This is a genomic window from Nonomuraea sp. NPDC005730 (assembly GCF_040630865.1).
GTDB lineage: Bacteria > Actinomycetota > Actinomycetes > Streptosporangiales > Streptosporangiaceae > Nonomuraea.
On the sequence record NZ_JBEXYK010000006.1, the window covers coordinates 51,230 to 73,757 of the forward strand.

The window sequence follows — 22,528 nt, forward strand, 5'->3', positions numbered from 1 at the left end:
CCCGCAGGCCGTCCGCCCGGCCCGCGGGCTCCCCGTCCGTCCTGCGGGCCCCGCGTCCGTCTTGTGGGCCCCGCGTCCGTCCTGTGGGCTCCGCGTCCGTCCTGCGGGCCCCGCGTCCGTCCTGTGGGCTCCGCGCCGGCACCGCTGCGGCGGCGGCGCGGAGCCGCCCGCGCCCGTTCAGTACTCGACCTCGAAGGTGTGGGGACCGAGGCCGTACCCGTCGCCCCGCGGGACGACGTACCCCTGGCCCGCGAGGACGGCCAGGCTGTTGCGCACCTCGTCGTCCTCCAGGCCGGTCGCCCGGATCACCGCCTCCAGGCCGGCCACGCCGCCGGACCCGATCACCTGCGAGGCCACCGCCTCGTAGACGTGGATGTCGACGTCCGACAGCTCCTGGACGTCATGCCCCTCGGACATCAACGTTGCCTCGCCCCCTCCCTCAGCCTGGCCGGATCGACCTCGCGGTCGGGGAACCTGCGAAGGTATTCCGCCTCTAGCTCATTGGTACGGGAAGTGTGACGTGCCAGAGCATCGTCTGATCCATGGAAGAATGTGTCACTACGAGTGGCATGGAGTTGCCGCAGCTCGCGTACCACATCCTCGTCGCTGAGCTGGGCCGGATCTATTCCCATCGTCGTCATGGGTTCCCCCTACCCCAGACACCCCCGACAATATCTGTCACAATTCCTGACATATAGCCATTGTTTGGGAGCGATTCGCCGCCTTACCTTCCCGGTATGGACCTCGAGCTCAGGCACCTCAGGATCGTCCGCGCGGTAGCGGACGCGGGAAGTGTGAGCAAGGCCGCGTCCCTGCTCGGGCTGGCACAGCCGGCCCTCACCGCCCAGCTCAAACGTATCGAGAGGGTGCTCGGCGGCGCCCTGTTCGAACGTGACCGTCACGGGGCGCGTCCCACGCGGCTCGGCGAGCTGGTGCTCGCCCGGGCGCGCGTGCTGCTCCCCGCGGCCAAGGAATTGCAGGACGAGGCCGTACGATTCGCCCACACCCCCTCCCCCGGCTTCCGCATCGGCGCCACCAACGGCCCGATACTCGGCGGCCTGGTCGACCGGCTGGCCGCGGAGCGCACGGTCACCACGTTCACGTCGTGGTCAACGCACGAGCTGATCAACATGGTCGAGCTCGGCCGCCTCGACTACGTGCTGACCGGCGCCTGCGGCGACTCCGGCACCCCCACGGGAACGCTCCTGTGGGAGACGATCAGCGTCGACCCGGTCTTCGCCCTCGTCGGCGAGGACCATCCGCTCGCCAAGGAGAAGGAGGTGGAGCTGGCCGACCTGGCCGGCGAACAATGGGCCGTCACACCCGGCGACGGCTGCTTCGCCGACTGCTTCGCCATGGCGTGCGCCCGAGCCGGCTTCACCCCCGGAACGATCTACGAGACGGACGTCCCGACCTGCACCCACCTCGCCCAGGTGGGCCGCGCCGTGGTGCTCTGCCAGGCGACCCACCAGGCCCTGCCGGGGCTGGCCATGATCCCGCTCTCCGGCGCGCCGCTGCGCTGGCGGCAGCTCCTCGGCCGGCACCCCACCGCCCCCGACGCCACCTGGGTGGTCGCCCAGGCCAAACAGGCGCACACCGAGGCCGTACGCCGCAGTCCGGTCTACTCCGATTGGCTCGTACGCAACCCGGTGTACGGCACCGCGCCATAACACCCTGATAGGAGTGAAGTAGTAACTCCTCGCCCCCTGGACCCGCCGATACCGTGACGGCACCCCCAGCGGCAGGAGACAACCCAGCTCCACCCGCCGGCGCTGATCGCGGACGCGATCGGCGCATCAGCCATGTCCACCGCCCGCCGCCCCGACCGCCGGAACCGCCAGGACCGCGAGGACCGCCACGACCGCCACGACCGCCACGACCGCCACGACCGCCACGACGATCCGGGCCCCCACCCCACCCTGACCCCGCACCCGCCTCCAGGCAAGGTGCTATGCCACCTCGTACTCCCACCCGGGGCGCCACTCGAACGGCGCGTCCACCAGGTCGGCGAGCGGGGTGCCGTCCAGCAGGTGCTGCAACGCCCACCGATTGGCCGAGTGGGACACCACCAGCACCGTGGCCCCCTGCCACTCCTCCCGCAGGTCCTCAAGGAACTCGGCCGTCCCCGCCACGACCTGCCGATAGCTCTGCCCGCCAGGCCACGGAGTGTCGATGTGCCGCCTGCGCAGAGCCGCGACCTCGCTCACCGGCCGTCCGTTGTAGCTGCCGTAGTCGCACTCCCTGAGCCGCGCGTCGAGCCGGACCTCCTTCCCACCCCCGAACGCCACCTCCACCGTCTCGACCGCCCTGCGCAGATCCGAGCAGTAGACGACGTCCACCCCCCGCCTCCGCACCCCGAGCTCGGCGGCCACCTCCCGCCCCCGCTCGGACAACTCCCCGGGCAGCCACCCCGTGGCGACACCGATCTCGTTGTCCACAGTGATGGAGTGGGTCTCGTACACCACCTTGATCGCCATATCCGGACCGTACCTCCCCTCCCAAGCCCTCCCATTCCGCCCACAGCAAACACAACCCCCAACCGAGACCCGAATATGATCGACACGACTCCACCAACCTTGCCCGGCATGGAATGATGTCCGCGGGACCCCGTCCCCATCCGGCCGTGCGGCACTCCCGGATCCGATGCTCTAACCTTGACAGGCGCGAGCCTCACCAAGATCCACCTGCCGCACACCGCATGTCACAACTGAATCCAGGGGCGGTAGCTCAGCCGGTCAGAGCATCGGACTCATAATCCGTGGGTCGTGGGTTCAAGTCCCACCCGCCCTACTCACCAACACCGGATCCAACCTGGGGTTTCTCGATTTTCGCCGACTCTCCGATCTCGCTGTTGATCATGGTTGGTTGCTCGGCGGTTGCTCTTGTGTACGGTCCGTGTATCGCGGTAGATCATTTATGGTCCACCGTCAACTCAGACCCACGGACGACCGACAGAAGATCAAGCCAGAAGGCCTGCACGGCGTCGCTGGTCAGCGCTGGTCTGCACGGTGAAGCCTTGCCCGAGCTGGCTCGTCTCGCCCAGCAGCCCGGACAGACCGGCTGAACCGTCCCTGCGCCGACTGTGGAGGGCAAGCAGGCAGGCCCGCCGAAGGGTCGGCGGGGCTGCGTGGTACGGCGGTTCAGGTGGTGCGCGCGCCGGTTCGACTCGGCAGACTGATCAGTCGTGCCTTCTGGGCGCTGGCCGCTGCGGTGTTGATGAGGGCGGCGGTTGATTCGGTGGCGGCGCGGGCCACCTCGGGGTAGACGCTGGTGCAGGTGTCGCGGGTGAAGGTGGATGACACGTGTCCGAGCGTCTCCTGAACGCCCCTCAGATCGCCCACGGCAGCGAGCAGGATCGAAGCGGCGCCGTGGCGGAGATCGCGCAGCCGCACCGGCGGCATTCCCGCGCGGAAGGACCGCAGGTAGAACTGGTCGCTGACCTGTTGCGGATGCAGTGGCCGGCCGATCTCGTCGGTGAAGACGAACCCGCTGTCCGTCCACGCCTCCGCCGCGGCCGGCCGCCCGGCCGCCTGCTGTTTGCGGTGCGCGCGCAGCGCAGTGACGGTGTCGGCGTCCAAGGCGATTGTGCGGTCGCCGGCCTCGCTCTTCGGCCTGCCCTGCACCGGCTCCCAGCCCGGCTGGGTGATCTGCCAGTGCACTCCGGCCGTTCCGGCGGTCAGGTCGACGTCCTTCCACCGCAGCCCGACCGCCTCGCCTCGGCGCAGCCCGCACAGGGCGATCAACCGGTACGGCGCGAACAGCCGGTGAGTAGAACCGCGTCACACCCGCGGCAGCAGCAACCTCAGAAAACGCCCGGCCATGGACGAGGTACCACGCCGCCCGCTTGCGGCTCGTGCCCGCGCTCACCAAGAGGCTCACCGTGGCGACCTGAACCATCCGCAAACCGGGACAGCCTGAAGGTGCCCCGCCACAGCCGACGCCGAACCGGCCGGGCACGTACGGATCGGCTACGCGCGCGCCACTACCCGGCCTGAGCTCGACAAAGTTGCCGGCTTGGCCGGGAAGCTCCGTACGGCGGGGGTGGCGGTCAGCCTCGTAGTGCACGAGCACAAGCGGCTCGGCCGCGGCCTCGACCCGGCCCCCGGCCGAGCAGCTGCGCGCTGCCGGCGTCGGCCTGGAGTTCCTCATCGGCCGATTGCAGGGCTACCACGCCCCGTCCAGCCGGCCGCGGACGCCCTTGATACCGCGCCGCATGCCCTCATCGTCGATCAGCGCCAGCACCTGCAAGCTCTTGTAGATACGGCCGCAGGATAGGAACAGGACCCGGTCTTCTGCCGCCCTCCAGAACGAGCACATATAGTGATGGACCATAAGCACCTCGTCACCGTTGGTCAGATGCGGCTTCATCCGCAGCGGTGAGCCGCGTGGCCGTGCGTGCGTGCGTGTCGCCGGTCGGCGTGCATCCGGGGAGTGATGTGCCCGCCAGCCGGAAGGGTGTCCGCAGGAGAGCTCCACCTGGAGAAAGGGGATTATCCGTGAATCGTGCACTGATCGTCGTCGATGTGCAGAAGGACTTCTGCGAGGGCGGCAGCGTTCCGGTGAAAGGTGGCGCGGATCGGGCCACCGCCATCGCCGAACTGCTCCGGCGCACCGATGGGCAGTACGCCTTCGTCGTCGCCACCCGCGACCACCACATCGATCCAGGCGCTCATTTCTCGGACAACCCCGACTTCCAGGACTCCTTCCCCGAGCATTGCGTCGTCGGCAGTGAGGGAGGCGAGTTCCATCCGCATTTCGCGCCCGCCGTCGCCTCCGGGCACGTCGACGAGGTGTTCTACAAGGGCGCTCACTCCGCCTCCAAGAGCGGTTTCGAGGGCTTTACCCAGGAAGGCGAGACGCTGTCCGCCTGGCTGAAGGCCCGTGACGTCACCGACCTCGATGTTGTGGGCATCGCGACCGACCACTGCGTCAAGGCCACCGCGCTGGACGGAGCGCGCGCGGGCTTCATGGTTCAGGTCCTGCTCGACTACACCGCCGGCGTCGCAGCCGACACCACGCGCACCGCGCTGGACGAGCTGCGCCGGGCCGGTGTCGCGCTGAGCGGCGAACCCGTCGTCGCCTGAGCACGCCGGCCCGGCCTGATCGCCGGAGGCTTTGCGGGGCCGGTCCCCGTAGCAGTACTGCCACACGGGCGGAAATGGCCACAGGTCGTTTGGCGGTCATGCGAAGTCGAGCCGCTCGCGCCGAGTTCGGGGCGAGCTGAGTGACCGACTGGCCGCGCCCGCACCATGGCAACGTCGTCGGTGACCGTGGACGGGCTGCCGACGGCTCGGGATCAGGTCGCGTCCTTCTCGGCGGCCACCGCCGCGATCAGGCACAGCATCATGTCGGCGGTGGACCGCCCGTCCGGGTGGTGGAGGTCAGCACAGACGCCCGGGCCAGGATGTGCGAGTTGATGCCGCACGGCGCGAGCCGGAACGTCTTCGGCCTCGGCGCCGGTCGGTCACATGAGTCGCACGGTCAGTCACACTGTCCGCGTCGAGCGGCGCGGATGACGAAGCCGAAATCGTTGGCGACCTGGCCGGAAGCGAGCTCTTGGCGGTCGCCGCCGTAGCCGAACCAGTTGTAGAAGCACCAGGGGTCGCCGCTGTAGTTGGCCGCCCGGACGATGGGCGGGATGATGTCGGCCTCGTCGTCGTAGAGCACCCTGAGGTTGTCGTCCACGTCGTAGGCGCAGATGCCCAGCACGGGCGGGCAGGAGAAGTCGGCAGCGGCTGGTGCTGCGGCTGGTCGAGCGGTCGCGGCGGCCGGTTGTGCGATGCCGGCGGCCAGGGCGAGGGTCAGAGCGCCGGCCAGGGGCGCGAAGATGGCCGCAGTACGGCGGGCGATGTTCAAGGCTGATGACCTCCTCGGGTCAGGAGGGAAGGCGTTCACCCCTGCAAGGGGGGGCGGAACGGGCGGCAGGACCTCGGCGGGCAGCCGAGAGCAACGGCGGCGCGCCGGTAGTGAGACAGGGCGCGGCAGTGGGTGGGGCGGCGGGCCGGCGGTGTGGGCAGCGGCACGTTCGCGCGCCAGAGAACTGAGTGAACTCAGTTCGCGCGACCCGGCGCGTGGCGTCAGGCCGCGCCCCTTGGCCGGATGGCAGGTCACCGCCAAGCGGCGATGGGAGGATCGAGGAAGGGAGTGTTCTCACCGGCCGGGACGAACCCGACAGGCCGGCTGGAGCAGCCGGGGTCGAGGTACAGCAGCCGTGAGAAGCGGGTGTTGTTGACGGCCGATTCCGCATGAGCCTCGGGCGTGGGAATGCACGGACGCGAGCCGGAGATGGGGCGGACGACCTGCCGCTCGCCTTGGAATTCGGGCTCGGTCCAGAAGCAGACCGCATCGTCGGGGCAGCGCGGGTCAGGAGCCTGAGGGGCGCGGGCCGCGGCGGGCGCGGCGGTGGCGAGGGTGGCACCGGCAGCCAGGATCGCGAGCAGGGCGAGGGAACGCATGGGGGTCTCCTGTCGGTAGTGGGACTCCACGATCTCATTACCCTCACTCTTTGCGTTCAATAACTTACTGAGAGTGACGAATATGTTGCCCGTGACTCCATCGCTTTTCGTCGGAGCGATGCCCGTCCGGCCGGACGGGCATCCTGGCGAAATACCCCCGCCGTCCCGTCGAGATCACCAAACCGGCGGCGAAGTGGCCTCGGCGGCCCGCGATGTGTGACGGTAAGCACAAAGCGCACGGGCGTTCAGGGGATGGGGTGCGCGGCTTCGAGCAGGCGCTGCAGGCGCAGGGTGTCCGGGGCCAGGGCGGTGATCAGTATGGCGGGTCCGGCCAGCGGCGTCAGTACGGCCTGGCCGGTCGCGGGGTTGTCGCTGATCAGCTGAGCGTGCGGTGATTGCTGGTCCAGAGCGGGGTCGACGATGAGGATCTGGCCGATGGCGCGATGGCCGGCGGCGATGGCAGGGCCGCCCCAAGCAGGTGCGGCGGGCCCGTACATCGTGTGCTGATCCAGGAGGGGGCGTCCGTCGCGGTGGACGGTGAGGCGGGTGGCCAGCCGGCCCGGAGGCTCGCCGGCGCGGCCGAGGACGATCTGTTCGCGCAGCACGAGCCGGGCGGCCGGTGCGAGGTCGACGGTGCAGCTCTGGCGCAGGTTGCTGCGGGCGGCGGAGATGAGCGGCTGGGGCAGCCAGTGCAGGCTGGCGTTGTCGGCGACGGTCAGGTGGACGTCGTAGGTGGCGTGGCTGGTGGTGGGGCCGCGCAGGGCGATGGTGGCGGCGGCGGTGGTGAGGTGCAGATGAGCACCGCGTTCGACGGTGGTCTCGATGCGCAGCCGGTCGCCTCCGAGTGGGGCGCTCATGGCGCCGACGATGCACACTCGTGCCTGGTCGCCGTTCGGACGGCCGCGGCGTAGGTCGAAGGGGCCGTCGCCGGCGAGTGTGGGCAGAGCGGTGGTGTCGCCGGCGCGGGTGGCGCGGATGCGGGCGGTGGCGTGCACGCCGGGCGCGCGGTGGGTCAGGCGGAGCTGGGCGGGTTCGGGTGGGGACGGAGCAGGGCTCATGGGCGGCCTGCGGTCCAGTCGCTGAGCCGGGCAGTGATCCACTCGGCGACGGGGGTGATGCCGCCTGCGCTCTTGACCGCGGTCAGGACGGTGGGCAGGTCGCCGCGCTGGGCCTTGGCGTCGCGGGCCATGGCCTCGAGGTCGGCGCCGACGTGGGGGGCGAGGTCGGTCTTGTTGATGAGGAGCAGATCGGAGGCGGTGACGCCGGGGCCGCCCTTGCGGGGGATGTCGTCGCCGCCTGCGACGTCGATGACGAAGATCTGGGCGTCGACGAGGCCCTTGGAGAAGGTGGCGGTGAGGTTGTCGCCACCCGATTCCACCAGGATCAGGTCGAGGGCACCGAGGTGGTCCTCCAGGTCCTCGACGGCTTCGAGGTTGGCGGAGATGTCGTCGCGGATGGCGGTGTGCGGGCAGGCGCCCGTCTCGACGGCGATGATGCGCTCGGCGGGCAGGACGGCCTCGCGTAGCAGGAATTCGGCGTCCTCGCGGGTGTAGATGTCGTTGGTGACGACGGCGATGGACAGTTGTTCACGCAGCGCGCGGCACAGGGCGGCGACGGTGGCGGTCTTGCCGGAGCCGACCGGTCCGCCCAGGCCGATGCGCAGGGCGCGACGGCCGCCGCCGGGACGCTCGCGGGAGGAGCCGCCGGAGCCGTGTGGAAAACCTTCGGGGAAGGCGTCGTCATGGTGCAGGTGCATGGCTGCTCCCGGAAAGTTTGAAGGAGTGGTCAGGAGGCGAAGAGGCGGGCCGGGCGGGCGGCGTGCCGTTCGGCGAAGATGTCGAGCAGCGGCGCCGAGGCGGCCGGCAGCGCGGCGGGCCCGTCAGCGTGGACGCGCTGCGCGGCCTCGGCCGCGGCGCCCGCGACGTGGTCGATGTCGGCGCCTAGGCGCGCGAGGACGGCTGTGGCGTCGAAGGGGTCCAGCCGGAGCAGGCGGACGGTTGCGGTGGCCGGCCCGCTGACGCTCTCGTACGCGGCCACATAGGCGGCGTCCAGCGGGGTCAGTCCGGCGCAGCGGGCGGCCAGGCCGAGCACGACGGGCTGGTGGGCGCCGCGCGGCCGGGCCGCGGCCAGAGCGTCGAGCTCGGCACAGGGCCAGGCGGTCCGTACGGCCCGCAGCAGTTGCCGGCCGAGCCGGCGCGAGGTGTGCCGGAGGGCGGGAGCGGCGGTGCGGGCGTCGGCCGCCTCTTCCAGCAGGAGCGGGTCGTATCCGGTGGCGGCAGCGGCGGCCAGCCCGGCCGCGACCAGGCCGCTGGTGTGCAGCCGGCCGCGGCAGAACTCCTCCAGGCTCGCCGCGTCCCGCACGCCTCCGGCCGTGACGGCCTCCTCGGCCCCGCCGGAATGGGCATGCCCTCCGGCGGGAAATCGGCCGTCGGCGAGGATCAGCAGGGCGGCACGGCTCATGGAACGTGGCTCACCTTCCGTTCGAACGGTTCATGGTGGTCAGAACAGGAAGTAGCGCTGTGCCATCGGAAGTGTGTCGGCGAATTGACGGCCGTCGACCACCTGATCGTCGATCTCGGCCATGACGTCCTTGGCCTTCGCTCCGCCGATCACCACCTCGAAGGTGTCGGGGTCGATCTCGATGTCGGGGCAGGCGTTGTTCTCCCGCATGTCGGCCTTGAACACCTTGCGGGTGTCGCGGATGGCCCGGAACGGCTTGCGCGCGTCGACCCTGTCGGCCAGGCCGGACCGGATGGCGTGGTCGGTGACGAAGTTGACCGCGTTGGCGGCCGGCGCCCGGCCCGTCGCGCCCCACATGGGCCGGGGCAGGATCGGCTGCGGCGTGGTGATGGAGGCGTTGGCGTCGCCGACTTGGGCGTAGGCGATCTGGCCGCCCTTGATGACCCGGTGTGGCTTGACGCCGAAGAACTTCGGCTCCCACAGCACCAGGTCGGCCAGCTTCCCCACCTCGACCGAGCCGACCTCGTGATCGATGCCGTGCGCGATGGCCGGGTTGATGGTGTATTTGGCGACGTAGCGGCGGGCGCGGTGGTTGTCGGCCTCATCGTCGCCCTCCAGCGGGCCGCGTCGGCCCTTCATGACGTGCGCGGTCTGCCACGTCCGGATGATCATCTCGCCGATGCGGCCCATGGCCTGGGCGTCGGACGACATGATCGAGATGGCGCCGAGGTCGTGCAGGATGTCCTCGGCGGCCATCGTGGATGGCCGGATCCGCGACTCGGCGAAGGCCAGGTCCTCCTCGACCAGCGGGTTGAGGTGGTGGCAGACCATCACCATGTCGATGTGCTCCTTGACCGTGTTCACGGTGAAGGGTCGGGTGGGGTTGGTGGAGGCGGGCAGCACGTTGGGCAGGCCGGCCATGGTGATCATGTCGGGGGCGTGGCCGCCGCCGGCGCCCTCGACGTGGAAGATGTGGATCGGATGGTCGCCGATCGCCTCGATGGTGTCGGCGACGGCGCCGGCCTCGTTCAGCGAGTCGGCATGCAGGGCCAGCTGGACGCCGGTCGCCCGGCACACCTCCAGGCAATGGCGCAGCACCGCCGGAGTGGCCCCCCAGTCCTCGTGAATCTTGAACCCGAGCACGCCCGCCTCGACCTGGTTGTACAGGGACTCGGTGGACATGGTGCTGCCCTTGCCGAGCAGCCCGACGTTGACCGGGAAGGCGTCCAGCGCCTCGAACAGCCGGGCGACGTGCCAGGCGCCGGGCGTGACGGTGGTGGCGGTGCTGCCCTCGGCGGGACCGGTGCCGCCGCCGATCAGCGTCGTGACGCCGGAGGCGAGCGCCTCGTGCACCTGCTCGGGGCAGATGAAGTGCACGTGGGTGTCGATGCCGCCGGCGGTGAGGATCTTGCCGTTGCCGGAGATGATCTCGGTCTCGGCGCCGATCAGGAAGTCTGTCGCGAGGGGATGCCCGTCGTGCAGGCGGTCCATGGTCTCGTCGTTGTAGGCCTTGCCGAGCGCGACGATCCGGCCGTCGCGTATGCCCACGTCCGCCTTGACGACGCCCCAGTGGTCGAGGATCACCACGCCGGTGATGACCGTGTCGGGCGGCTGCGGGGCGCCGAACCTCGCGCTGTCGCGTGGCGCGCAGGACTGGCCCATCGACTCGCGGATCACCTTGCCGCCACCGAAGATGACCTCGTTGCCGCTGCGCCCGGGGCCGCCGGCCCAGTCCTCGGTGATCTCGATCCGCAGGTTGGTGTCGGCCAGCCGGATGCGGTCGCCGAGTGTCGGGCCGTAGCGGTCGGCGTACTTGACACGGGTCAGCGGCTGGTCGATGGGCAGGATCTCCGGCTCTTGCGCGCGGGTCTGCGACGAGGTTTCCGTCACGGTCTCGACGGGGACGTCCGCCACCTGCTCGGCCGGTGGTTCCGTCAGAGGGTCATCCATCGAGCTCTCCCCCGATCTGGCCGCGCAGGCCGGCGACGATGCGCCTGCCTTCGATCGGCACGAGCGTCACCGTCCGGGTGCATTGCGGCTCGAAGCGGACGGAACTGCCGGCGGGGATGTGCAGCCGCTTGCCGTAGGCGGCGGCGCGGTCGAAGTCGAGGCGGGGATTGGCCTCGTAGAAGTGGTAGTGGGAGCCCACCTGGATGGGACGGTCGTCGGTGTTGGTGACCGTCACCATGCTGGTCTCGCGGCCCTCGTTGAAAGGCACCTGCTCTGCGCCGTCCGGGTGGTCGATCTTGCCTGGATGGACCAGCGTCGCCGCTGCGAGCCCCACCTCGGCGGCCTGTCCCGCCTCGGTATCCGCCCCTGCGCCGGCTTTCGGTTGAGCCTGCGGTTCAGCGAAGGGGTGGCGAATGGTGACCAGCTTGGTGCCGTCGGGGAAAGTGGCCTCGATCTGGAGGTCGGAGATCATCTCCGGGACGCCTTCCATGACGTCGTCACGAGAGAGGATCTTGGCTTCCGCTGACATGAGTTCGTGGACCGACTTGCCGTCCCGGGCCGCCTCCAGCACGTGCGACGTGATCAGCGCGACCGCCTCCGGGTAGTTGAGCAGGACCCCCCGCTCCCTGCGCTTGCGGGCCACGTCCGCGGCCACGTGGATCAAGAGCCGTTCCTGTTCGTGTGGAGTCAGATGCATCCAACCACCTAGCCTTCGCTCTGCCCCGGAAGTGTCGCCCCCCAGGGTGCTTGGCAACGGCGCGAATCCCTCGGGCGATCATGTCGCCGCCCACTGTTCGCCCGATGGGCGATCACCCCTTGCCGATGCATGCCGGACCGGTGATCACCTTCCATTGCATACCGAGGGTAATCATGTGGTGACGCAGTGAAATATAGCCTGGCAGTGAATCCTGCGTGACTCCTGCTGACGAAATCCCATTCCCGTCACTGTCGAGCCGGTGAGCCACATCGCGCACAGGCCGCGAGGAGGAATCCGTGGCCATGCCCTTCACAGCGGTCACGACCCAACGGGACATGGCTGTCGCCGGAAGTAACCGACACCCTCATCGGCCTGCTGCTGCCGGTTCCGGAGACGGAGGCCGACCGGGAGGAGATGCCCTGGCTGATGGGAGCGGGGCGTCGGCCTGATCCACGACATCGAGCCGACCGTGGAGCTCGTCGGGGAGATGATGGAGCAGGCCAAGTGGAGGCCGGCCGGGCGCGGCGGGCCGACCCCCTGGGAAGGAGGGCGGAGTGATGTCGCATGTCTGGCGCGGCTGGTGTCTCCTGCGGCCCGGCCTCATGCTGTACGGCGGCGCGATCGGCGGCAACGACCTGCACGCGCACCACGCGGTCCAGCTCGTCATCGCCACCGAGCCGTTCACCATGGCCGATGCCCACGGCGAACAGCTGACCACGCGCGTCGCCGTCATCCCGCCCGACACCGGCCACACGGTGCTGACCGGGGCTCGCGACGCCCTGCTCGTCCACCTGGATCCGCGCAGTTCGCCGGGCAGGTCCCTGCTCGCGCGTTCCAGCACCGGGCCGGGGGCTTCGTCCTGGTCGCTGCCCGCCGCCCGGGCCGGGCACGGCCCTCCGCCGATCGACCCCGCGAGCTCGCGGCCGGCGAGCCGCGTGGGAACGCGGCCGCTCATGTTCACCGAGCCGCCGGTCGGTCACGCGCGCTCGGCCGAGGCGGCGAGCGCGCTGCGCGCCGTCGAGGCGTGGAGCGGCCTCGTCGGCCCCGGCGGCGTCCCGCCGCACCCGGCGGTGGAGGCGGCGATCGCCGTCATTCCCGCGCTGCTGGCAGGAGGACCGGTAAGGCTGCGGGCGGTCGCCGACGCGGTCCACCTGTCGCCGAGCCGGCTCGCGCACCTGTTCAGCGCACACGTGGGGATCCCGCTACGGCCGTACGTACGGTGGCTGCGCCTGCGGCGGGCCATCGACCGGGTGGCCGCCGGGGAGACGTTGACGGCGGCCGCGCACACGGCCGGGTTCACCGACGGCCCGCACTTCACCCGGGCCTTCCGGCGCACCTTCGGCAACGCGCCCTCCGAGCTCGCCGCCGCGATCGACTGGTTGCCCTGACCCCGGCGAGTGCCTAGCGCAACTCGCGCTTGAGGATCTTGCCGGTCGCGGTCATCGGCAGGCTCTCACGGAACTCGATGGTCCGCGGGTACTTGTAGGCCGCCATGTTCTCCCGGCACCAGGCGACGAGCTCGCTCTCACTCGCCGTCGCCCCGGCCGACGGGACGACGTACGCCTTGACCTCCTCCCCGTACGAGCCGTGCGGCACGCCGACCACCGCCACCAGCGAGACCGCCGGGTGCGTCATCAGCACCTCCTCCACCTCGCGCGGGTAGACGTTGAACCCACCCCGGATGATCATGTCCTTGGTGCGGTCGACGATGGCGTAGTAACCGTCCTGGTCGCGGGTGGCGATGTCGCCGGTACGGAACCAGCCGTCCCGCAGGACCTCCGCGGTCTCCTCGGGCCGCCCGTGGTAGCCCTTCATGACGTTGTGACCGCGGATGGCGATCTCGCCGGGCCCCTCGCCCTGGACGGTGTTCCAGTCGCTGTCCACCAGCCGCATCTCCACCCCCCAGAGGGGGAAGCCGATGGTGCCGGGCCTGGTGGGCCGGCTGAGCTGGTTGAAGCAGGCCGCGGGCGACGTCTCCGACAGGCCGTAACCCTCCAGGATCGGGATGCCGAACGTGGCCTCGAAATCCTTGAGCACCTCGACCGGGCAGGCGGCCGCCCCCGACACCGCCACCTGCAGCGTCGGGGGCACCTCGGCCCCCTCCGCGTGAATCTTCGACAGCATCGCCCAGTACATGGTCGGCACCCCGGCGAACATGGTCACCTTCTCCCTGCGCATGAGCTCCAGCGCCTGGCCGGGCTCGAAGCGCGGCAGGAGCACCAGGGTGGCGCGGCGGCGCAGGCTCACGTTCATCACCGAGGTCTGGCCGAAGGAGTGGAAGAGCGGCAGTACGGCGAGCGAGACGTCCCCCTCGGGATCGGCGGGGAACATCTGGTCGCTGACGATGGCGTTGATCAGCAGGTTCGCGTGGGTGAGCTCGGCGCCCTTGGGCCGGCCGGTGGTGCCGGAGGTGTAGAGGATGGCCGCGACGTCCTCCGGCCCGGTTCGGGCGGTCTCGAACTCCCCGGGCATGCCGCCCAGCGCCGCCCAGAGCGACTCGCCGTACTCCGACTCGGTGGCCAGCGGCGTGGCGGGCAGGACGAAGAAGTGCTCACACCCCTGCGTGCCGTCGAACCCCTCCCGCCCGCGCGCCCCCATCGGCAGCTCATCGGTGCCCTCGAAGCAGAAGAGTGCCTTGGCGTCGCTGTCGGTCAGGTGGTAGGTGATCTCGCGCGGCTGCAGCAGCACGCTGAGCGGGACCACGGTCGCCCCGGCCTTGAGAATGCCGAAGTACACGAACGGGAAGTAGGGGAGGTTCGGGCAGAGCAGCGCCACCTTGTCGCCCCTGCCGATCCCCCGCGCCACCAGCAGGTTGGCCACCTGGTTCGCGACGGAGTCCACCACGGCGTACGACAGGCGCAGATCACCGAGGACCAGGGCGGTACGGTCCGGCGCGTTGCGGGCGCTGTCCTCCAGAACGATCGACAGATTGAGCATCGTGCCCCTCTCGTGGGAACGCGTCGTCCGTCTCCAGGATGCTCCGGTGGATCACGGCAGCACTTGTACGAACGTGCCGACTCCTCTCCCGCTGCGGGCGCCGGAACACGGCGGCCCCGAGCCCTCGACGATCAGGGCGGCGGCCGGTCCGATGCCCGGTCAGCCCATCGAGATGAGGATGGGTGCGACGTATCGCCCACGGTCGCCCGGGTGGGGGCGGGCGCCGTGGACCATCGTCGGCAGGGCCGCGGGCCCTTCCGTGGGCCCCAGCTTGGTGAGCCACGGGCGCAGGCCCGGGTAGGCGTCCAGCAGGTCGATCCGCACGTCGCGGTCGGAGCCGTGAGCGGCGGCCAGGATCAGCTCGCGGGCCGCTTCCTCCGAGGGTGCGACGACGGGGCCGATGACGCGGTGGGGGCCGGCGTTCCAGGCCACGGCGAAGCCGCCGTCGGTGACGACCGTGCGCTCGGCCGTGGCCAGCAGCGCGGTCAGTGCCTTGCTCCGGTCGGCGCCGGTGACCTCGGCGTCCAGTTCGAGGAGCGCGGCGTGGTCCTCCGGTGTCGCCGCGCGAACTCCGGACGACCACGCCGCCCCCTCCATCGGGCCCATGGTGATCGTCAGGCTGCCGGTGGGTCGGAAGCCCAGCCGCTCGTAGACGGGGCGCCCGAACCGGGTCGCGGTCAGCTCCACGATGCGGTCCCCGGCGACTTGCAGGGCGTGCTCCATCAGCCGCGTACCGAGCCCCTGCCTGCCATACCTGCCGGCGACCAGCATCATGCCGACGTCGGCCAGCGAGTCACCGTGGCGGGTCACCACCACGCACCCGGCCAGACCGTCGCCGTCGGCCGCGTCGATGGCGTACACCTCGCCCGCCTCGAACATCAGCCGCCATTTGGCCTCGTCGGTGGACCACTGGCGATCGCTTTCGAGCCGCTGGCACAGGGGCAGTTCCGCTGGATCGAGAAGTCGGATATCAGTCACAGGCGAGAACCTACTCCGTCGGCCACCCCGCCCCGGCCCCGGACGTACTGGCTGGATCCGTCGACGCGGGACAAGCCGAGCAGGCCAGGGCCACGGGTCAACAGAGGCGAGCCTGGCGCGCGCAACACATTGCGTTGGGAGCGACCTGCAGCATGGGCGTGACCCATGGCCGCGGCGGAGCTGGCGGGGCGCTTAGGCGGCGAACTGGACCAGTTCGATCACATGGCGGTCGGGGTCGAGGACGTACACCAGCCTCGCGCCGTCCCAGCGGCCCAGTTCGGGGGCGGACATGGTGACCGGCGTCGCGGTGAGCGGATGGAAGCCGGCCTCGGCGAGGCGGGCGAGCACCAGGTCGAGGTCCTGGACGCCCAGGGCGACGTGCCCGCCCCCGGGGCTGTTGACCGGCGGCGCGGTCGAGGCGGTGCCGGCTTCACGGTACTCCAGCAGCTCGATCATCTGGCCGCGGCCGGCGTCGAGCATGGCATAGGCGAGCCAGGCGCCCTCGATGCCCGCGGCGCGGCCCTGCGCCTCGCCCGTCTCGAGCAGGGGCATGCCGAGCAGGTCGCGGTAGAAGGTGAGGGAGGCGGACAGGTCGGCGCAGGTGAGTCCGGCGTGGTCGAGGGTGGGGGTGGCGTTCATCGGGCGGCTCCTGTCGCGGGGTGGTGGAGGTGGTCGGGGACGGTGTCGCGGGCGAGCAGGTCGTCGATGCTCTCGGCCCGCCGTACCAGGTGGGCGTGTGTGCCGTTCACCAGCACCGTGGCCGGCCTGGGCAGCAGGTTGAGGTTGCTGGCGTTCGCGTCGTTGTAGGCGCCGGTGAAGCAGAAGGCCAGCAGGTCGCCGGGGCTCATGGCGGGCAGCGTGGCGGTGCGGGCGAGCACGTCCGACATGCAGGAGCGGCCGACGACGCGGACTTCGGCGCGGTCGCCCGTCTCGGGAAGGTGCACGGGGATCACCGGCGGGCGACCGGCCTCGTCGGGGATCTCCGACAGGAACAGTTGCGTGGTGTCCGTCTCGTACCAGGTGAACGGGAAGGGCCGGGTCTGCCGCTTCACGTTGAGCAGGGTCGCCACGTGGATGCCGCAGGGCCCGAACAGCGCGCGGCCGGGCTCGACCTCCAGGACGCAGCCTTCGAGGTCGACGCCGCCCGACGCCAGGCCCTTGCCCAGGTTCTCGCAGACGACCTCGGCATGGCGTTCGATCGACGGCGGGTCTGGTGGAACGAAGTCCGGATTCGCCCGGCCGAACCCGTCGACCGGCGGCGCGAATCCGCCACCGACGTCTATGGTGCGCGGCGTCCAGCCGCCCCACAGTTCCGACACCTCCGCGGTCAGCTCACCGAACCGCCTGCTGTACCCGCCGATGACGGACAGGTCGGTGGTGTAGCGGCCCATGTGCATCATCACGCCGCTCACCCGTAGCTCGGGGGCGGTCAAGGCGCGGCCGGCCTCGGCCAGGTCGTCGTAGGGCAGGCCCGACTTGTAGGTGCCGTAGATGTCGTTGATCGACACGCCGAAGGAGTCCATGCGGGCGTCGGTCTCGAAGTGGGGCCGCAGCCGCACCCGTACGTCGGCCTGCTTGCCGAGGGCGCGGGCCGCGATCACCGCGAGTTCGATCTCCCGTACGTCGTCGACGGTGACGCGGACGCCGAGCGCGACGGCCCGCTCGATCGTGGCGCGGTCCTTGGCGGTGCCGTTGAGTGAGATCCGGCCGGGGTCGATGCCGGCCCTGACCGCGACCTCCAGCTCGCCGGCTCCGACCAGGTCGGCGCCGCACCCCTCCTGCGCGAGCACCCGTTGCAGCGCGAGCACGGGGTTGGCCTTGACCGCCGGAAGCACCAGCACCTCACCATGGCGCCAGACCCGCTCGAAGGCGGCGCGGATGCGGCGGACCCGCCGGCGCAAGGCGGACTCGGAAACCACGAACAGCGGCGCGGGGAACCTCTCGACCAGGACGTCCACCGGCACCTCCTCGATCAGCAGACGGCCGGACTCCCGGCGGAGCATGCCGTCCGACAGCGCCACCGCCTCGTCGTCGTAGGATTCGCTCATGCTTGTGAAAATAGTTGGCCACGACTGGACAAGCAACTAATTCTCCACAGAAGTTCTACAAGGGCACAGTCTTTTAGCTGAGACAACTACCGTCGCCAGCGATGTGGTGTGCGAGTCGCCTCCATGCTTCGATTGCGGGGTGACCGATGCACCACCCGACAGCCGTGAACCACGAGATCGGCCCGTGCTGGACGAGATCGACCGGCGGATCATCGCCGAGCTGCAGCAGGACGGCCGGCGGACCTATGGCCGCATCGCCGAGGCGGTCGGGCTCACCGAGGCGCCCACCCGGCAACGTGTGGCCCGTCTGACCAGGTCCAATTTGATCGAGATCGTGGCCATCACCAACCCGGGCGCCTTCGGATGCCGGCTGCGGGTCGCGGTCGGGCTGCGCTGCGCGGGCGACCTGGACGCGATCTCCGCGGCGATCGCACGGGTGGACGAGGTCGACTGGCTGGTCGCCACCGCGGGCCGCTACGACCTGATCGCCGAGCTACGGTGCGTGGACGAGCAGCACCTGTACAGCCTGCTCACCGACCGGATCCGCGTGATCCCCGGGGTCCGCGACGTCGAGACCCTCCTCTACCTCAACCTGTTCAAGGCCGCGTACTCCTGGCCACCCGGATCAGGCCGGCGCATACCGGACGAGACGACCGGCGCCCGGCGGTGCCCCCCGGTCCTGCCGGTGCTGACCGACGACGGGGAGGAGGTTACGCTCGACGAGATCGACCGGCGGATCATCGCCGAGCTGCAGCAGGACGGCCGGCGGACCTATGGCCGCATCGCCGAGGCGGTCGGGCTCACTCTCGCGCCGACCAGGCAGCGGGTGGCCCGCCTCATCGACACGGGCGTCATCAAGGTCGCGGCCATCGTCAATCCGAGCTCGGCGGGGCCTCTGCGCCGCGCCGCCATCGGCCTGCACTGCGAGGGTGACCTGGACGTGATCGCGGCGGCGATCACGCGGGTGGACGAGGTCGAGTGGCTGATGGCCACCGCAGGCGGATTCGACCTGATGGCGGAGGTCAGCTACATGGACGAGGAGCACCTCCACCGGCTGGTGACCGCCCGGATTCGCACGATCCCGGGCGTGCGCGGCGTCGAGACCCTGATCTTCCTGTCCATCTTCAAGGTCAGATACCCCTGGCCGCCCGGACTGGCGCACCGCCGGCCGGCCCGCCCGTAGACGGCTGGACCGTACGGGCATCCTGTGCGGAGCGGCGGCTGCGGAGCCTGGCGAGTCCGATGAGCAGCATCGCGACCGAGGACCAGGCGGCCCAGTCGCCCAGGCCGGTGTAGACGGTCGAGGCGCCCTGCCGCGGCAGCGTCGCGAAGACCGTGTTCACGCCGGGCATGCCGCTGCGGCCTTCGGCCAGCACCCGTCCCCGGGTGTCGCTCACCGTGAGAAGGCCCTGGCGGGCCGCGCGCGCCACCGACAACCCGCTCTCCACCCCGCGGACCATCGCCATGCGGCTGTGCAGCCAGGCGTCGTCGTCGAAGTCCCAGGCGGGGGCGAGCAGCGCTGTCGCGCCGGCCTGGCGGTACTGCCGTACCAGCCAGGGGAAGTCGAGGTCCTTGCAGACGATCAGGCCCGTGGTGGACGGGCCGAGCAAGGTCAGCGTGCTTCCGGGCGTGAACTCCGACTCCAGCCCGGGAATCATGTGGTGTTTGTCGTAGCGGGCCCCGGACGGGTAGGCCAGCGCGCTGTTGGTCCGCGTCGCGCCGGTGCCGAGCGCGACGCCGGCGACGACCGTCATTCCCGGCCTGGCCAGCGGCAAGCGGGCGGTGGCCGTCCCGAACGTCTTCTCCGGCAGCACGGCGATCTCGGCACCGCGGGCGGCGGCCGCGTCGACGGCCCGGCGGTAGCGCCGGAGCAGGTCGCGCCCCTGCGGTGAGTCCAGCTCCGCGGTGTCGCGTGGGTTGTCGGTGGAGATCAGCGCGACCTCGCGGTGCCGCCCGCCGTCCTGGCCGGTGCCGAGCCGCGCGAAGCCGTACGCCAGGGCCAGCGCCACCATCGCGCCCGCGGTCACCGCGACAGAGAGCCGGCGGGTCGCGCCCGGCGCGAGAAGCGCGGCCAGGGCGGCGGGCACGAGCAGGAGCAGGAAGGTGATCCCCCAGACGCCGGCGACGGAGGCCGTCTGCAGGACGGGCAGCACGTCGGCCTGCGTGTAGGCCAGGCTCCACCAGGCGCCGTGCGGTCCGGCCAGCGCCATCAGGTACTCGACGCCGACCCACAGCGCCGGTACGGCGAGCACGGCCGACAGCGGCCGCCGCCTGGCCAGCAGCGAACGGTGCAGCAGCACGCCGAGGCCGTACAGCAGCGCCGGCCCGGCGAGCAGGCCGGCCGCCACCGGGACGGGCGTCTCCAGCGTCCCGGTGAAGTACGGCCACCACTGCAGCTGGCCGCCGAGCCAGGCGAGGGCGCCCGCGGCGAAGGCCGAGCCTCCTCCCACCCGGGGGGCGGCGAGCAGCACGGGCAAGGGGGCGAGCCACGTCAGCCAGGCCACGGGGTGCAGGCCGGTGCCGAAGTGCAGCAGGACAGCCGAGGCGAGGGCCGCGGCGAGCGCGATCAGGACACGTTTCATGGCCACGATGCTGCTCGCGGCCACCCTGGTGGCGCGTCAGTCGTGAGTGTGATCTCCGATGTCACTCTCACCGGCGACCACGAGGCCGCATTCGTAGGCGAACACCGCCGCCTGCACCCGATCCCGCAGGTCCAGCTTGGTCAGGATGCGGCTGACGTGCGTCTTGACCGTGTGCTCGGTGACCACGAGCGCGGCGGCGATCTCGGCGTTGGACAGTCCGCGGGCGACCAGCCTGAGCGTTTCGCGCTCCCGCTCGGTGAGCGCCTCCAACCGTCCCGCCAGCCGCGGCATCGGGCCGTGAGCCGGCCGTCTGACCAGGTTCTCCAGCAGCCTGCGGGTGGCGGCGGGCGCCAGCAACGCCTCACCGGCGGCCACGGTGCGCACCGCGTGCGCCAGCTCGTCGCGGCGGATGTCCTTGAGCAGGAAGCCGCTGGCGCCCGCGCGGACGGCGTCGTAGACGTACTCGTCCAGGTCGAACATGGTCAGGACGAGCACCTTGGCGGCGGTGGTCGCGCAGATCTCCCTGGTGGCCTCGATGCCGTTCCTGCCCGGCATCCGCACGTCCATCAGGACCACGTCCGGACGCAGCCGCTCGGCCAGCGCGATCGCTTCGTCACCGTCCGCCGCCTCGCCCACCACCAGCATGTCCGGCTGAGCACCGAGGATCAGGCCGAACCCGGCGCGGAAGAGATCCTGGTCGTCGGCGATGAGCACGCGCAGCATGCGCGCTATTCAAGCGGAAAGACGGCTCTGACAAGGAATCCGCCGTCCTGTCCCGGTCCCGCGGTGAGTGTCCCGCCGTACGCGGTCGCCCGTTCCCGCATGCCTGTCAGGCCGTAGCCGCCGCCGTCGCGACGTGACCCGCCGCCCTCGTCGGCGATCTCGACGAGCAGTTCCCCCGCGGTCCAGCGCAGTCGCAGCCGTACGTTGCGCACCCCGGCGTGTTTGCGCACGTTGGTGAGGGCTTCCTGGACGATCCGGTAGACGGCGGCTTCCAGGCTGCCCGACATCCGCCGTCGCTCGCCTTCCACCGTCATGACCACGTCCAGGCCGCTGCGTCCGGCCAGTGAGGCGAGTCCGTCCAGGCTCGGCTGGGCGGGCCCGAAATCCTCCCCGGCCGGAACGTCCGACGCGCGCAGCGCGGTGAGCAGGCCGCGCAGCTCGGTGAGCGCTCCCCTGCCGGTGTCGGCGATCGCGTCGAAGACGGCCTCGGCCCGGGGCGCGTCGCTCCGTACGACCACGGGCCCGGCCTCGGCCTGAACGACCATCAGCCCGACGGCGTGCGTGATGATGTCGTGCATGTCACGAGCGATCCGCGCCCGTTCCTCCGCCACCGCGGCGATGTGCTCCTGTTCACGGCGACGGGCCCGTTCGGCCAGTTCCGCGGTACGTGACCGGTTCGCGCGGGCGCTGGTGCCCAGCGCGTAGGCGGCCACGAAGGCGGTGCCGATCAGGCGGAAGATCTCGCTGTCCTCCCCCGGCAGCGCCAGGGAGACGCCGACGATGACGGCGATCGCCGGGATCGCGGCCAGGCGCTTCCACGTGGGACTGACGTCGGCGATGGTGTAGACGGCGACCAGCGGGCCGAACGGGAGGAACGGCTTCTCCCAGAAGACCATGACGGTCATCGCGGCGCCGACGAACAGCGCCACGGCCATGGGCGCGCGCCTGCGCCAGTAGACGGGCGCGGAGGCGAGCGCGCCCAGGGCGACGATCCACCATGCCTTCGGACCGGGCACCAGCAGCGGACCGAGGGTGGCCACGGTGGTGACCGCCGCGACCGCGACGTCGCCCCGCGGACCGGAGAACCTGGCAGCCCAGAGCGTCAGAACCCCGCCGGCGCGACCCGCGCCGGTCATTCGCTCCCCATGGGGTCCCGGTGGCGACGGAGCAGAATCCAACGGTGCTGCTGACATGCGCGAACTCCTTGAGACCGGCCGGCGGTCCGCTTCTCGGGGGCGGGCGGGTCAGCTTCGTCTGCTGCGCCAGCGGGAGGTGCGGAAGCCGTCGGAGCGCTCCAGGAGGTAGGTCAGCCTGGCCGCCGTCTGGCGTACGCCGTCGTCGTGGCGGTGTCGTTTGTCGGGGGCGAGGCGGGAGCGCAGGTCGAGGATGTGGGCCAGCTGGCCGGCGACCTCCGAGACCAGCCGGTAGCGGATGCCGAAGGAGTGCAGGTCGCCGTGCACCTCGTCGACCAGGTCCTCGTCCACGTGCCGCAGCAGCGGCCGCAGCTTGGTGAGCAGTTGGGCGTCCATGCCGGCCACGGGCGCCCTGCGGCGGCTGTCGCCGGCCGGCACGGCCACCAGGGCGCGAATCCGTACGAATGCCAGCGCCCGCTCGGCGTCCGGGGTGGAGGGGTGTTCGGCGAGGTCCAGCAGGCGCCGCAGGGTCTCCTGCGTTTTGTCGTCGAACATGACGACAAGT

At 70.9% G+C, this 22,528-nt stretch carries 26 protein-coding genes and 1 tRNA gene; 5 read left to right on the plus strand and 22 right to left on the minus strand.

From position 1 onward, the window contains the following. Positions 1–177: 177 nt before the first annotated feature. Both ABZ444_RS11365 and ABZ444_RS11370 read right to left on the minus strand, forming a co-directional pair. Entirely contained in the window at positions 178–417 is a 240-nt protein-coding gene (locus ABZ444_RS11365; protein ID WP_357994835.1) for a hypothetical protein, read from the minus strand. Further along, positions 417–641: a DUF6158 family protein gene (locus ABZ444_RS11370; RefSeq protein WP_125631040.1), complete on the minus strand. Its 225-nt coding sequence runs from the start codon at positions 639–641 to the stop codon at positions 417–419. The genes ABZ444_RS11365 and ABZ444_RS11370 overlap by 1 nt, the downstream gene beginning before the upstream one ends. Positions 642–737: 96 nt before the next feature. Here ABZ444_RS11370 and ABZ444_RS11375 point away from each other — a divergent pair, with 96 nt between their 5' ends. After that, positions 738–1,670: a LysR family transcriptional regulator gene (locus ABZ444_RS11375; protein ID WP_357994836.1), complete on the plus strand. Its 933-nt coding sequence runs from the start codon at positions 738–740 to the stop codon at positions 1,668–1,670. 126 nt (positions 1,671–1,796) lie between these two features. Here ABZ444_RS11375 and ABZ444_RS11380 read toward each other — a convergent pair whose 3' ends face one another. Next, complete coding sequence (locus tag ABZ444_RS11380; protein WP_357994837.1) at positions 1,797–1,931, minus strand: hypothetical protein; 135 nt, start codon at positions 1,929–1,931, stop codon at positions 1,797–1,799. Positions 1,932–1,949: 18 nt separating this feature from the next. Beyond that, complete coding sequence (locus ABZ444_RS11385) at positions 1,950–2,477, minus strand: histidine phosphatase family protein (protein ID WP_357994838.1); 528 nt, start codon at positions 2,475–2,477, stop codon at positions 1,950–1,952. 239 nt (positions 2,478–2,716) lie between these two features. Here ABZ444_RS11385 and ABZ444_RS11390 point away from each other — a divergent pair. Continuing rightward, positions 2,717–2,790: transfer RNA gene (locus tag ABZ444_RS11390), tRNA-Ile, on the plus strand. Between the two features lie 350 nt (positions 2,791–3,140). Here ABZ444_RS11390 and ABZ444_RS11395 read toward each other — a convergent pair. Further along, positions 3,141–3,743, minus strand: coding sequence for a site-specific integrase (locus ABZ444_RS11395; protein WP_357994839.1), 603 nt, complete (start codon positions 3,741–3,743; stop codon positions 3,141–3,143). A gap of 421 nt (positions 3,744–4,164) precedes the next feature. Then, positions 4,165–4,368 (minus strand): hypothetical protein, encoded by a 204-nt coding sequence (locus tag ABZ444_RS11400; RefSeq protein ID WP_357994840.1) that lies wholly within the window; start codon positions 4,366–4,368, stop codon positions 4,165–4,167. A 128-nt stretch (positions 4,369–4,496) separates the two neighbouring features. On the opposite strand from ABZ444_RS11400, the gene ABZ444_RS11405 reads away from it, so the two are divergent. Then, the gene (locus ABZ444_RS11405) at positions 4,497–5,084 is read left to right on the plus strand and encodes an isochorismatase family protein (RefSeq protein WP_357994841.1); all 588 of its coding nucleotides are present in this window, start codon (positions 4,497–4,499) and stop codon (positions 5,082–5,084) included. A gap of 397 nt (positions 5,085–5,481) precedes the next feature. Here ABZ444_RS11405 and ABZ444_RS11410 read toward each other — a convergent pair whose 3' ends face one another. The 8 genes from ABZ444_RS11410 to ABZ444_RS11445 form a co-directional block, all read right to left on the minus strand. After that, positions 5,482–5,856, minus strand: a complete 375-nt coding sequence (locus ABZ444_RS11410) for a hypothetical protein (RefSeq protein ID WP_357994842.1) — start codon at positions 5,854–5,856, stop codon at positions 5,482–5,484. A 251-nt stretch (positions 5,857–6,107) separates the two neighbouring features. Beyond that, positions 6,108–6,455, minus strand: a complete 348-nt coding sequence (locus ABZ444_RS11415) for a peptidase inhibitor family I36 protein (RefSeq protein WP_357994843.1) — start codon at positions 6,453–6,455, stop codon at positions 6,108–6,110. A gap of 245 nt (positions 6,456–6,700) precedes the next feature. After that, on the minus strand, positions 6,701–7,513 hold the full coding sequence (locus ABZ444_RS11420; protein WP_357994844.1) for an urease accessory protein UreD: 813 nt from the start codon (positions 7,511–7,513) through the stop codon (positions 6,701–6,703). Further along, positions 7,510–8,211, minus strand: coding sequence for an urease accessory protein UreG (ureG, locus tag ABZ444_RS11425; RefSeq protein ID WP_357994845.1), 702 nt, complete (start codon positions 8,209–8,211; stop codon positions 7,510–7,512). Before ureG ends, ABZ444_RS11420 begins: the two co-directional genes overlap by 4 nt. Positions 8,212–8,240: 29 nt before the next feature. Next, positions 8,241–8,915 (minus strand): urease accessory UreF family protein, encoded by a 675-nt coding sequence (locus tag ABZ444_RS11430; RefSeq protein WP_357994846.1) that lies wholly within the window; start codon positions 8,913–8,915, stop codon positions 8,241–8,243. Between the two features lie 39 nt (positions 8,916–8,954). Continuing rightward, on the minus strand, positions 8,955–10,865 hold the full coding sequence (locus tag ABZ444_RS11435; protein WP_357994847.1) for an urease subunit alpha: 1,911 nt from the start codon (positions 10,863–10,865) through the stop codon (positions 8,955–8,957). Beyond that, positions 10,858–11,562, minus strand: coding sequence for an urease subunit gamma (locus ABZ444_RS11440; RefSeq protein WP_357994848.1), 705 nt, complete (start codon positions 11,560–11,562; stop codon positions 10,858–10,860). Before ABZ444_RS11440 ends, ABZ444_RS11435 begins: the two co-directional genes overlap by 8 nt. 112 nt (positions 11,563–11,674) lie before the next feature. After that, the gene (locus ABZ444_RS11445; protein WP_357994849.1) at positions 11,675–11,884 is read right to left on the minus strand and encodes a hypothetical protein; all 210 of its coding nucleotides are present in this window, start codon (positions 11,882–11,884) and stop codon (positions 11,675–11,677) included. A gap of 235 nt (positions 11,885–12,119) precedes the next feature. Between ABZ444_RS11445 and ABZ444_RS11450 the strand changes: the two genes are divergently transcribed. Then, a complete protein-coding gene (locus ABZ444_RS11450; RefSeq protein WP_357994850.1) occupies positions 12,120–12,950 on the plus strand; it encodes a helix-turn-helix transcriptional regulator in 831 nt (276 codons plus the stop codon). A 13-nt stretch (positions 12,951–12,963) separates the two neighbouring features. Here the strand turns inward: ABZ444_RS11450 and ABZ444_RS11455 are convergent, their stop codons facing one another. From ABZ444_RS11455 to ABZ444_RS11470, 4 genes are all read right to left on the minus strand, one after another. Then, entirely contained in the window at positions 12,964–14,499 is a 1,536-nt protein-coding gene (locus tag ABZ444_RS11455) for a long-chain fatty acid--CoA ligase (protein ID WP_357994851.1), read from the minus strand. 159 nt (positions 14,500–14,658) lie between these two features. Continuing rightward, positions 14,659–15,477 (minus strand): GNAT family N-acetyltransferase, encoded by an 819-nt coding sequence (locus ABZ444_RS11460; RefSeq protein WP_357994852.1) that lies wholly within the window; start codon positions 15,475–15,477, stop codon positions 14,659–14,661. Positions 15,478–15,669: 192 nt separating this feature from the next. Then, positions 15,670–16,116, minus strand: coding sequence for a VOC family protein (locus tag ABZ444_RS11465; RefSeq protein ID WP_357978706.1), 447 nt, complete (start codon positions 16,114–16,116; stop codon positions 15,670–15,672). Next, positions 16,113–17,525 carry an alanine racemase gene (locus ABZ444_RS11470; RefSeq protein ID WP_357994853.1) on the minus strand — a complete coding sequence of 471 codons (1,413 nt, stop codon included), beginning with the start codon at positions 17,523–17,525 and terminating at the stop codon, positions 16,113–16,115. The genes ABZ444_RS11465 and ABZ444_RS11470 overlap by 4 nt, the downstream gene beginning before the upstream one ends. A 184-nt stretch (positions 17,526–17,709) precedes the next feature. On the opposite strand from ABZ444_RS11470, the gene ABZ444_RS11475 reads away from it, so the two are divergent. Next, positions 17,710–18,708 carry an Lrp/AsnC family transcriptional regulator gene (locus ABZ444_RS11475; RefSeq protein WP_357994854.1) on the plus strand — a complete coding sequence of 333 codons (999 nt, stop codon included), beginning with the start codon at positions 17,710–17,712 and terminating at the stop codon, positions 18,706–18,708. On the opposite strand, the gene ABZ444_RS11480 is transcribed toward ABZ444_RS11475, so the two are convergent. From ABZ444_RS11480 to ABZ444_RS11495, 4 genes are all read right to left on the minus strand, one after another. After that, positions 18,656–20,107, minus strand: coding sequence for a hypothetical protein (locus tag ABZ444_RS11480; RefSeq protein WP_357994855.1), 1,452 nt, complete (start codon positions 20,105–20,107; stop codon positions 18,656–18,658). The two genes, ABZ444_RS11475 and ABZ444_RS11480, sit on opposite strands and share 53 nt — an antisense overlap. A gap of 36 nt (positions 20,108–20,143) precedes the next feature. After that, on the minus strand, positions 20,144–20,830 hold the full coding sequence (locus tag ABZ444_RS11485) for a response regulator transcription factor (protein WP_357994856.1): 687 nt from the start codon (positions 20,828–20,830) through the stop codon (positions 20,144–20,146). 5 nt (positions 20,831–20,835) lie between these two features. Further along, the gene (locus ABZ444_RS11490) at positions 20,836–21,966 is read right to left on the minus strand and encodes a histidine kinase (RefSeq protein ID WP_357994857.1); all 1,131 of its coding nucleotides are present in this window, start codon (positions 21,964–21,966) and stop codon (positions 20,836–20,838) included. A gap of 108 nt (positions 21,967–22,074) precedes the next feature. Next, positions 22,075–22,518, minus strand: coding sequence for a hypothetical protein (locus ABZ444_RS11495; protein WP_357994858.1), 444 nt, complete (start codon positions 22,516–22,518; stop codon positions 22,075–22,077). Positions 22,519–22,528: the final 10 nt, after the last annotated feature.

What these genes read in the sequence shown, in the direction of transcription:
- ureG (WP_357994845.1), bottom strand. Translation starts at nt 8,211, where the DNA reads ATGCACCTGCACCATGACGACGCCTTCCCCGAAGGTTTTCCACACGGC.
- ABZ444_RS11430 (WP_357994846.1), bottom strand. Translation starts at nt 8,915, where the DNA reads ATGAGCCGTGCCGCCCTGCTGATCCTCGCCGACGGCCGATTTCCCGCC.
- ABZ444_RS11415 (WP_357994843.1), bottom strand. Translation starts at nt 6,455, where the DNA reads ATGCGTTCCCTCGCCCTGCTCGCGATCCTGGCTGCCGGTGCCACCCTC.
- ABZ444_RS11365 (WP_357994835.1), bottom strand. Translation starts at nt 417, where the DNA reads ATGTCCGAGGGGCATGACGTCCAGGAGCTGTCGGACGTCGACATCCAC.
- ABZ444_RS11375 (WP_357994836.1), top strand. Translation starts at nt 738, where the DNA reads ATGGACCTCGAGCTCAGGCACCTCAGGATCGTCCGCGCGGTAGCGGAC.
- ABZ444_RS11465 (WP_357978706.1), bottom strand. Translation starts at nt 16,116, where the DNA reads ATGAACGCCACCCCCACCCTCGACCACGCCGGACTCACCTGCGCCGAC.
- ABZ444_RS11450 (WP_357994850.1), top strand. Translation starts at nt 12,120, where the DNA reads ATGTCGCATGTCTGGCGCGGCTGGTGTCTCCTGCGGCCCGGCCTCATG.
- ABZ444_RS11435 (WP_357994847.1), bottom strand. Translation starts at nt 10,865, where the DNA reads ATGGATGACCCTCTGACGGAACCACCGGCCGAGCAGGTGGCGGACGTC.
- ABZ444_RS11490 (WP_357994857.1), bottom strand. Translation starts at nt 21,966, where the DNA reads ATGACCGGCGCGGGTCGCGCCGGCGGGGTTCTGACGCTCTGGGCTGCC.
- ABZ444_RS11470 (WP_357994853.1), bottom strand. Translation starts at nt 17,525, where the DNA reads ATGAGCGAATCCTACGACGACGAGGCGGTGGCGCTGTCGGACGGCATG.
- ABZ444_RS11370 (WP_125631040.1), bottom strand. Translation starts at nt 641, where the DNA reads ATGACGACGATGGGAATAGATCCGGCCCAGCTCAGCGACGAGGATGTG.
- ABZ444_RS11440 (WP_357994848.1), bottom strand. Translation starts at nt 11,562, where the DNA reads ATGCATCTGACTCCACACGAACAGGAACGGCTCTTGATCCACGTGGCC.
- ABZ444_RS11480 (WP_357994855.1), bottom strand. Translation starts at nt 20,107, where the DNA reads ATGAAACGTGTCCTGATCGCGCTCGCCGCGGCCCTCGCCTCGGCTGTC.
- ABZ444_RS11495 (WP_357994858.1), bottom strand. Translation starts at nt 22,518, where the DNA reads ATGTTCGACGACAAAACGCAGGAGACCCTGCGGCGCCTGCTGGACCTC.
- ABZ444_RS11455 (WP_357994851.1), bottom strand. Translation starts at nt 14,499, where the DNA reads ATGCTCAATCTGTCGATCGTTCTGGAGGACAGCGCCCGCAACGCGCCG.
- ABZ444_RS11400 (WP_357994840.1), bottom strand. Translation starts at nt 4,368, where the DNA reads ATGAAGCCGCATCTGACCAACGGTGACGAGGTGCTTATGGTCCATCAC.
- ABZ444_RS11485 (WP_357994856.1), bottom strand. Translation starts at nt 20,830, where the DNA reads ATGCTGCGCGTGCTCATCGCCGACGACCAGGATCTCTTCCGCGCCGGG.
- ABZ444_RS11385 (WP_357994838.1), bottom strand. Translation starts at nt 2,477, where the DNA reads ATGGCGATCAAGGTGGTGTACGAGACCCACTCCATCACTGTGGACAAC.
- ABZ444_RS11420 (WP_357994844.1), bottom strand. Translation starts at nt 7,513, where the DNA reads ATGAGCCCTGCTCCGTCCCCACCCGAACCCGCCCAGCTCCGCCTGACC.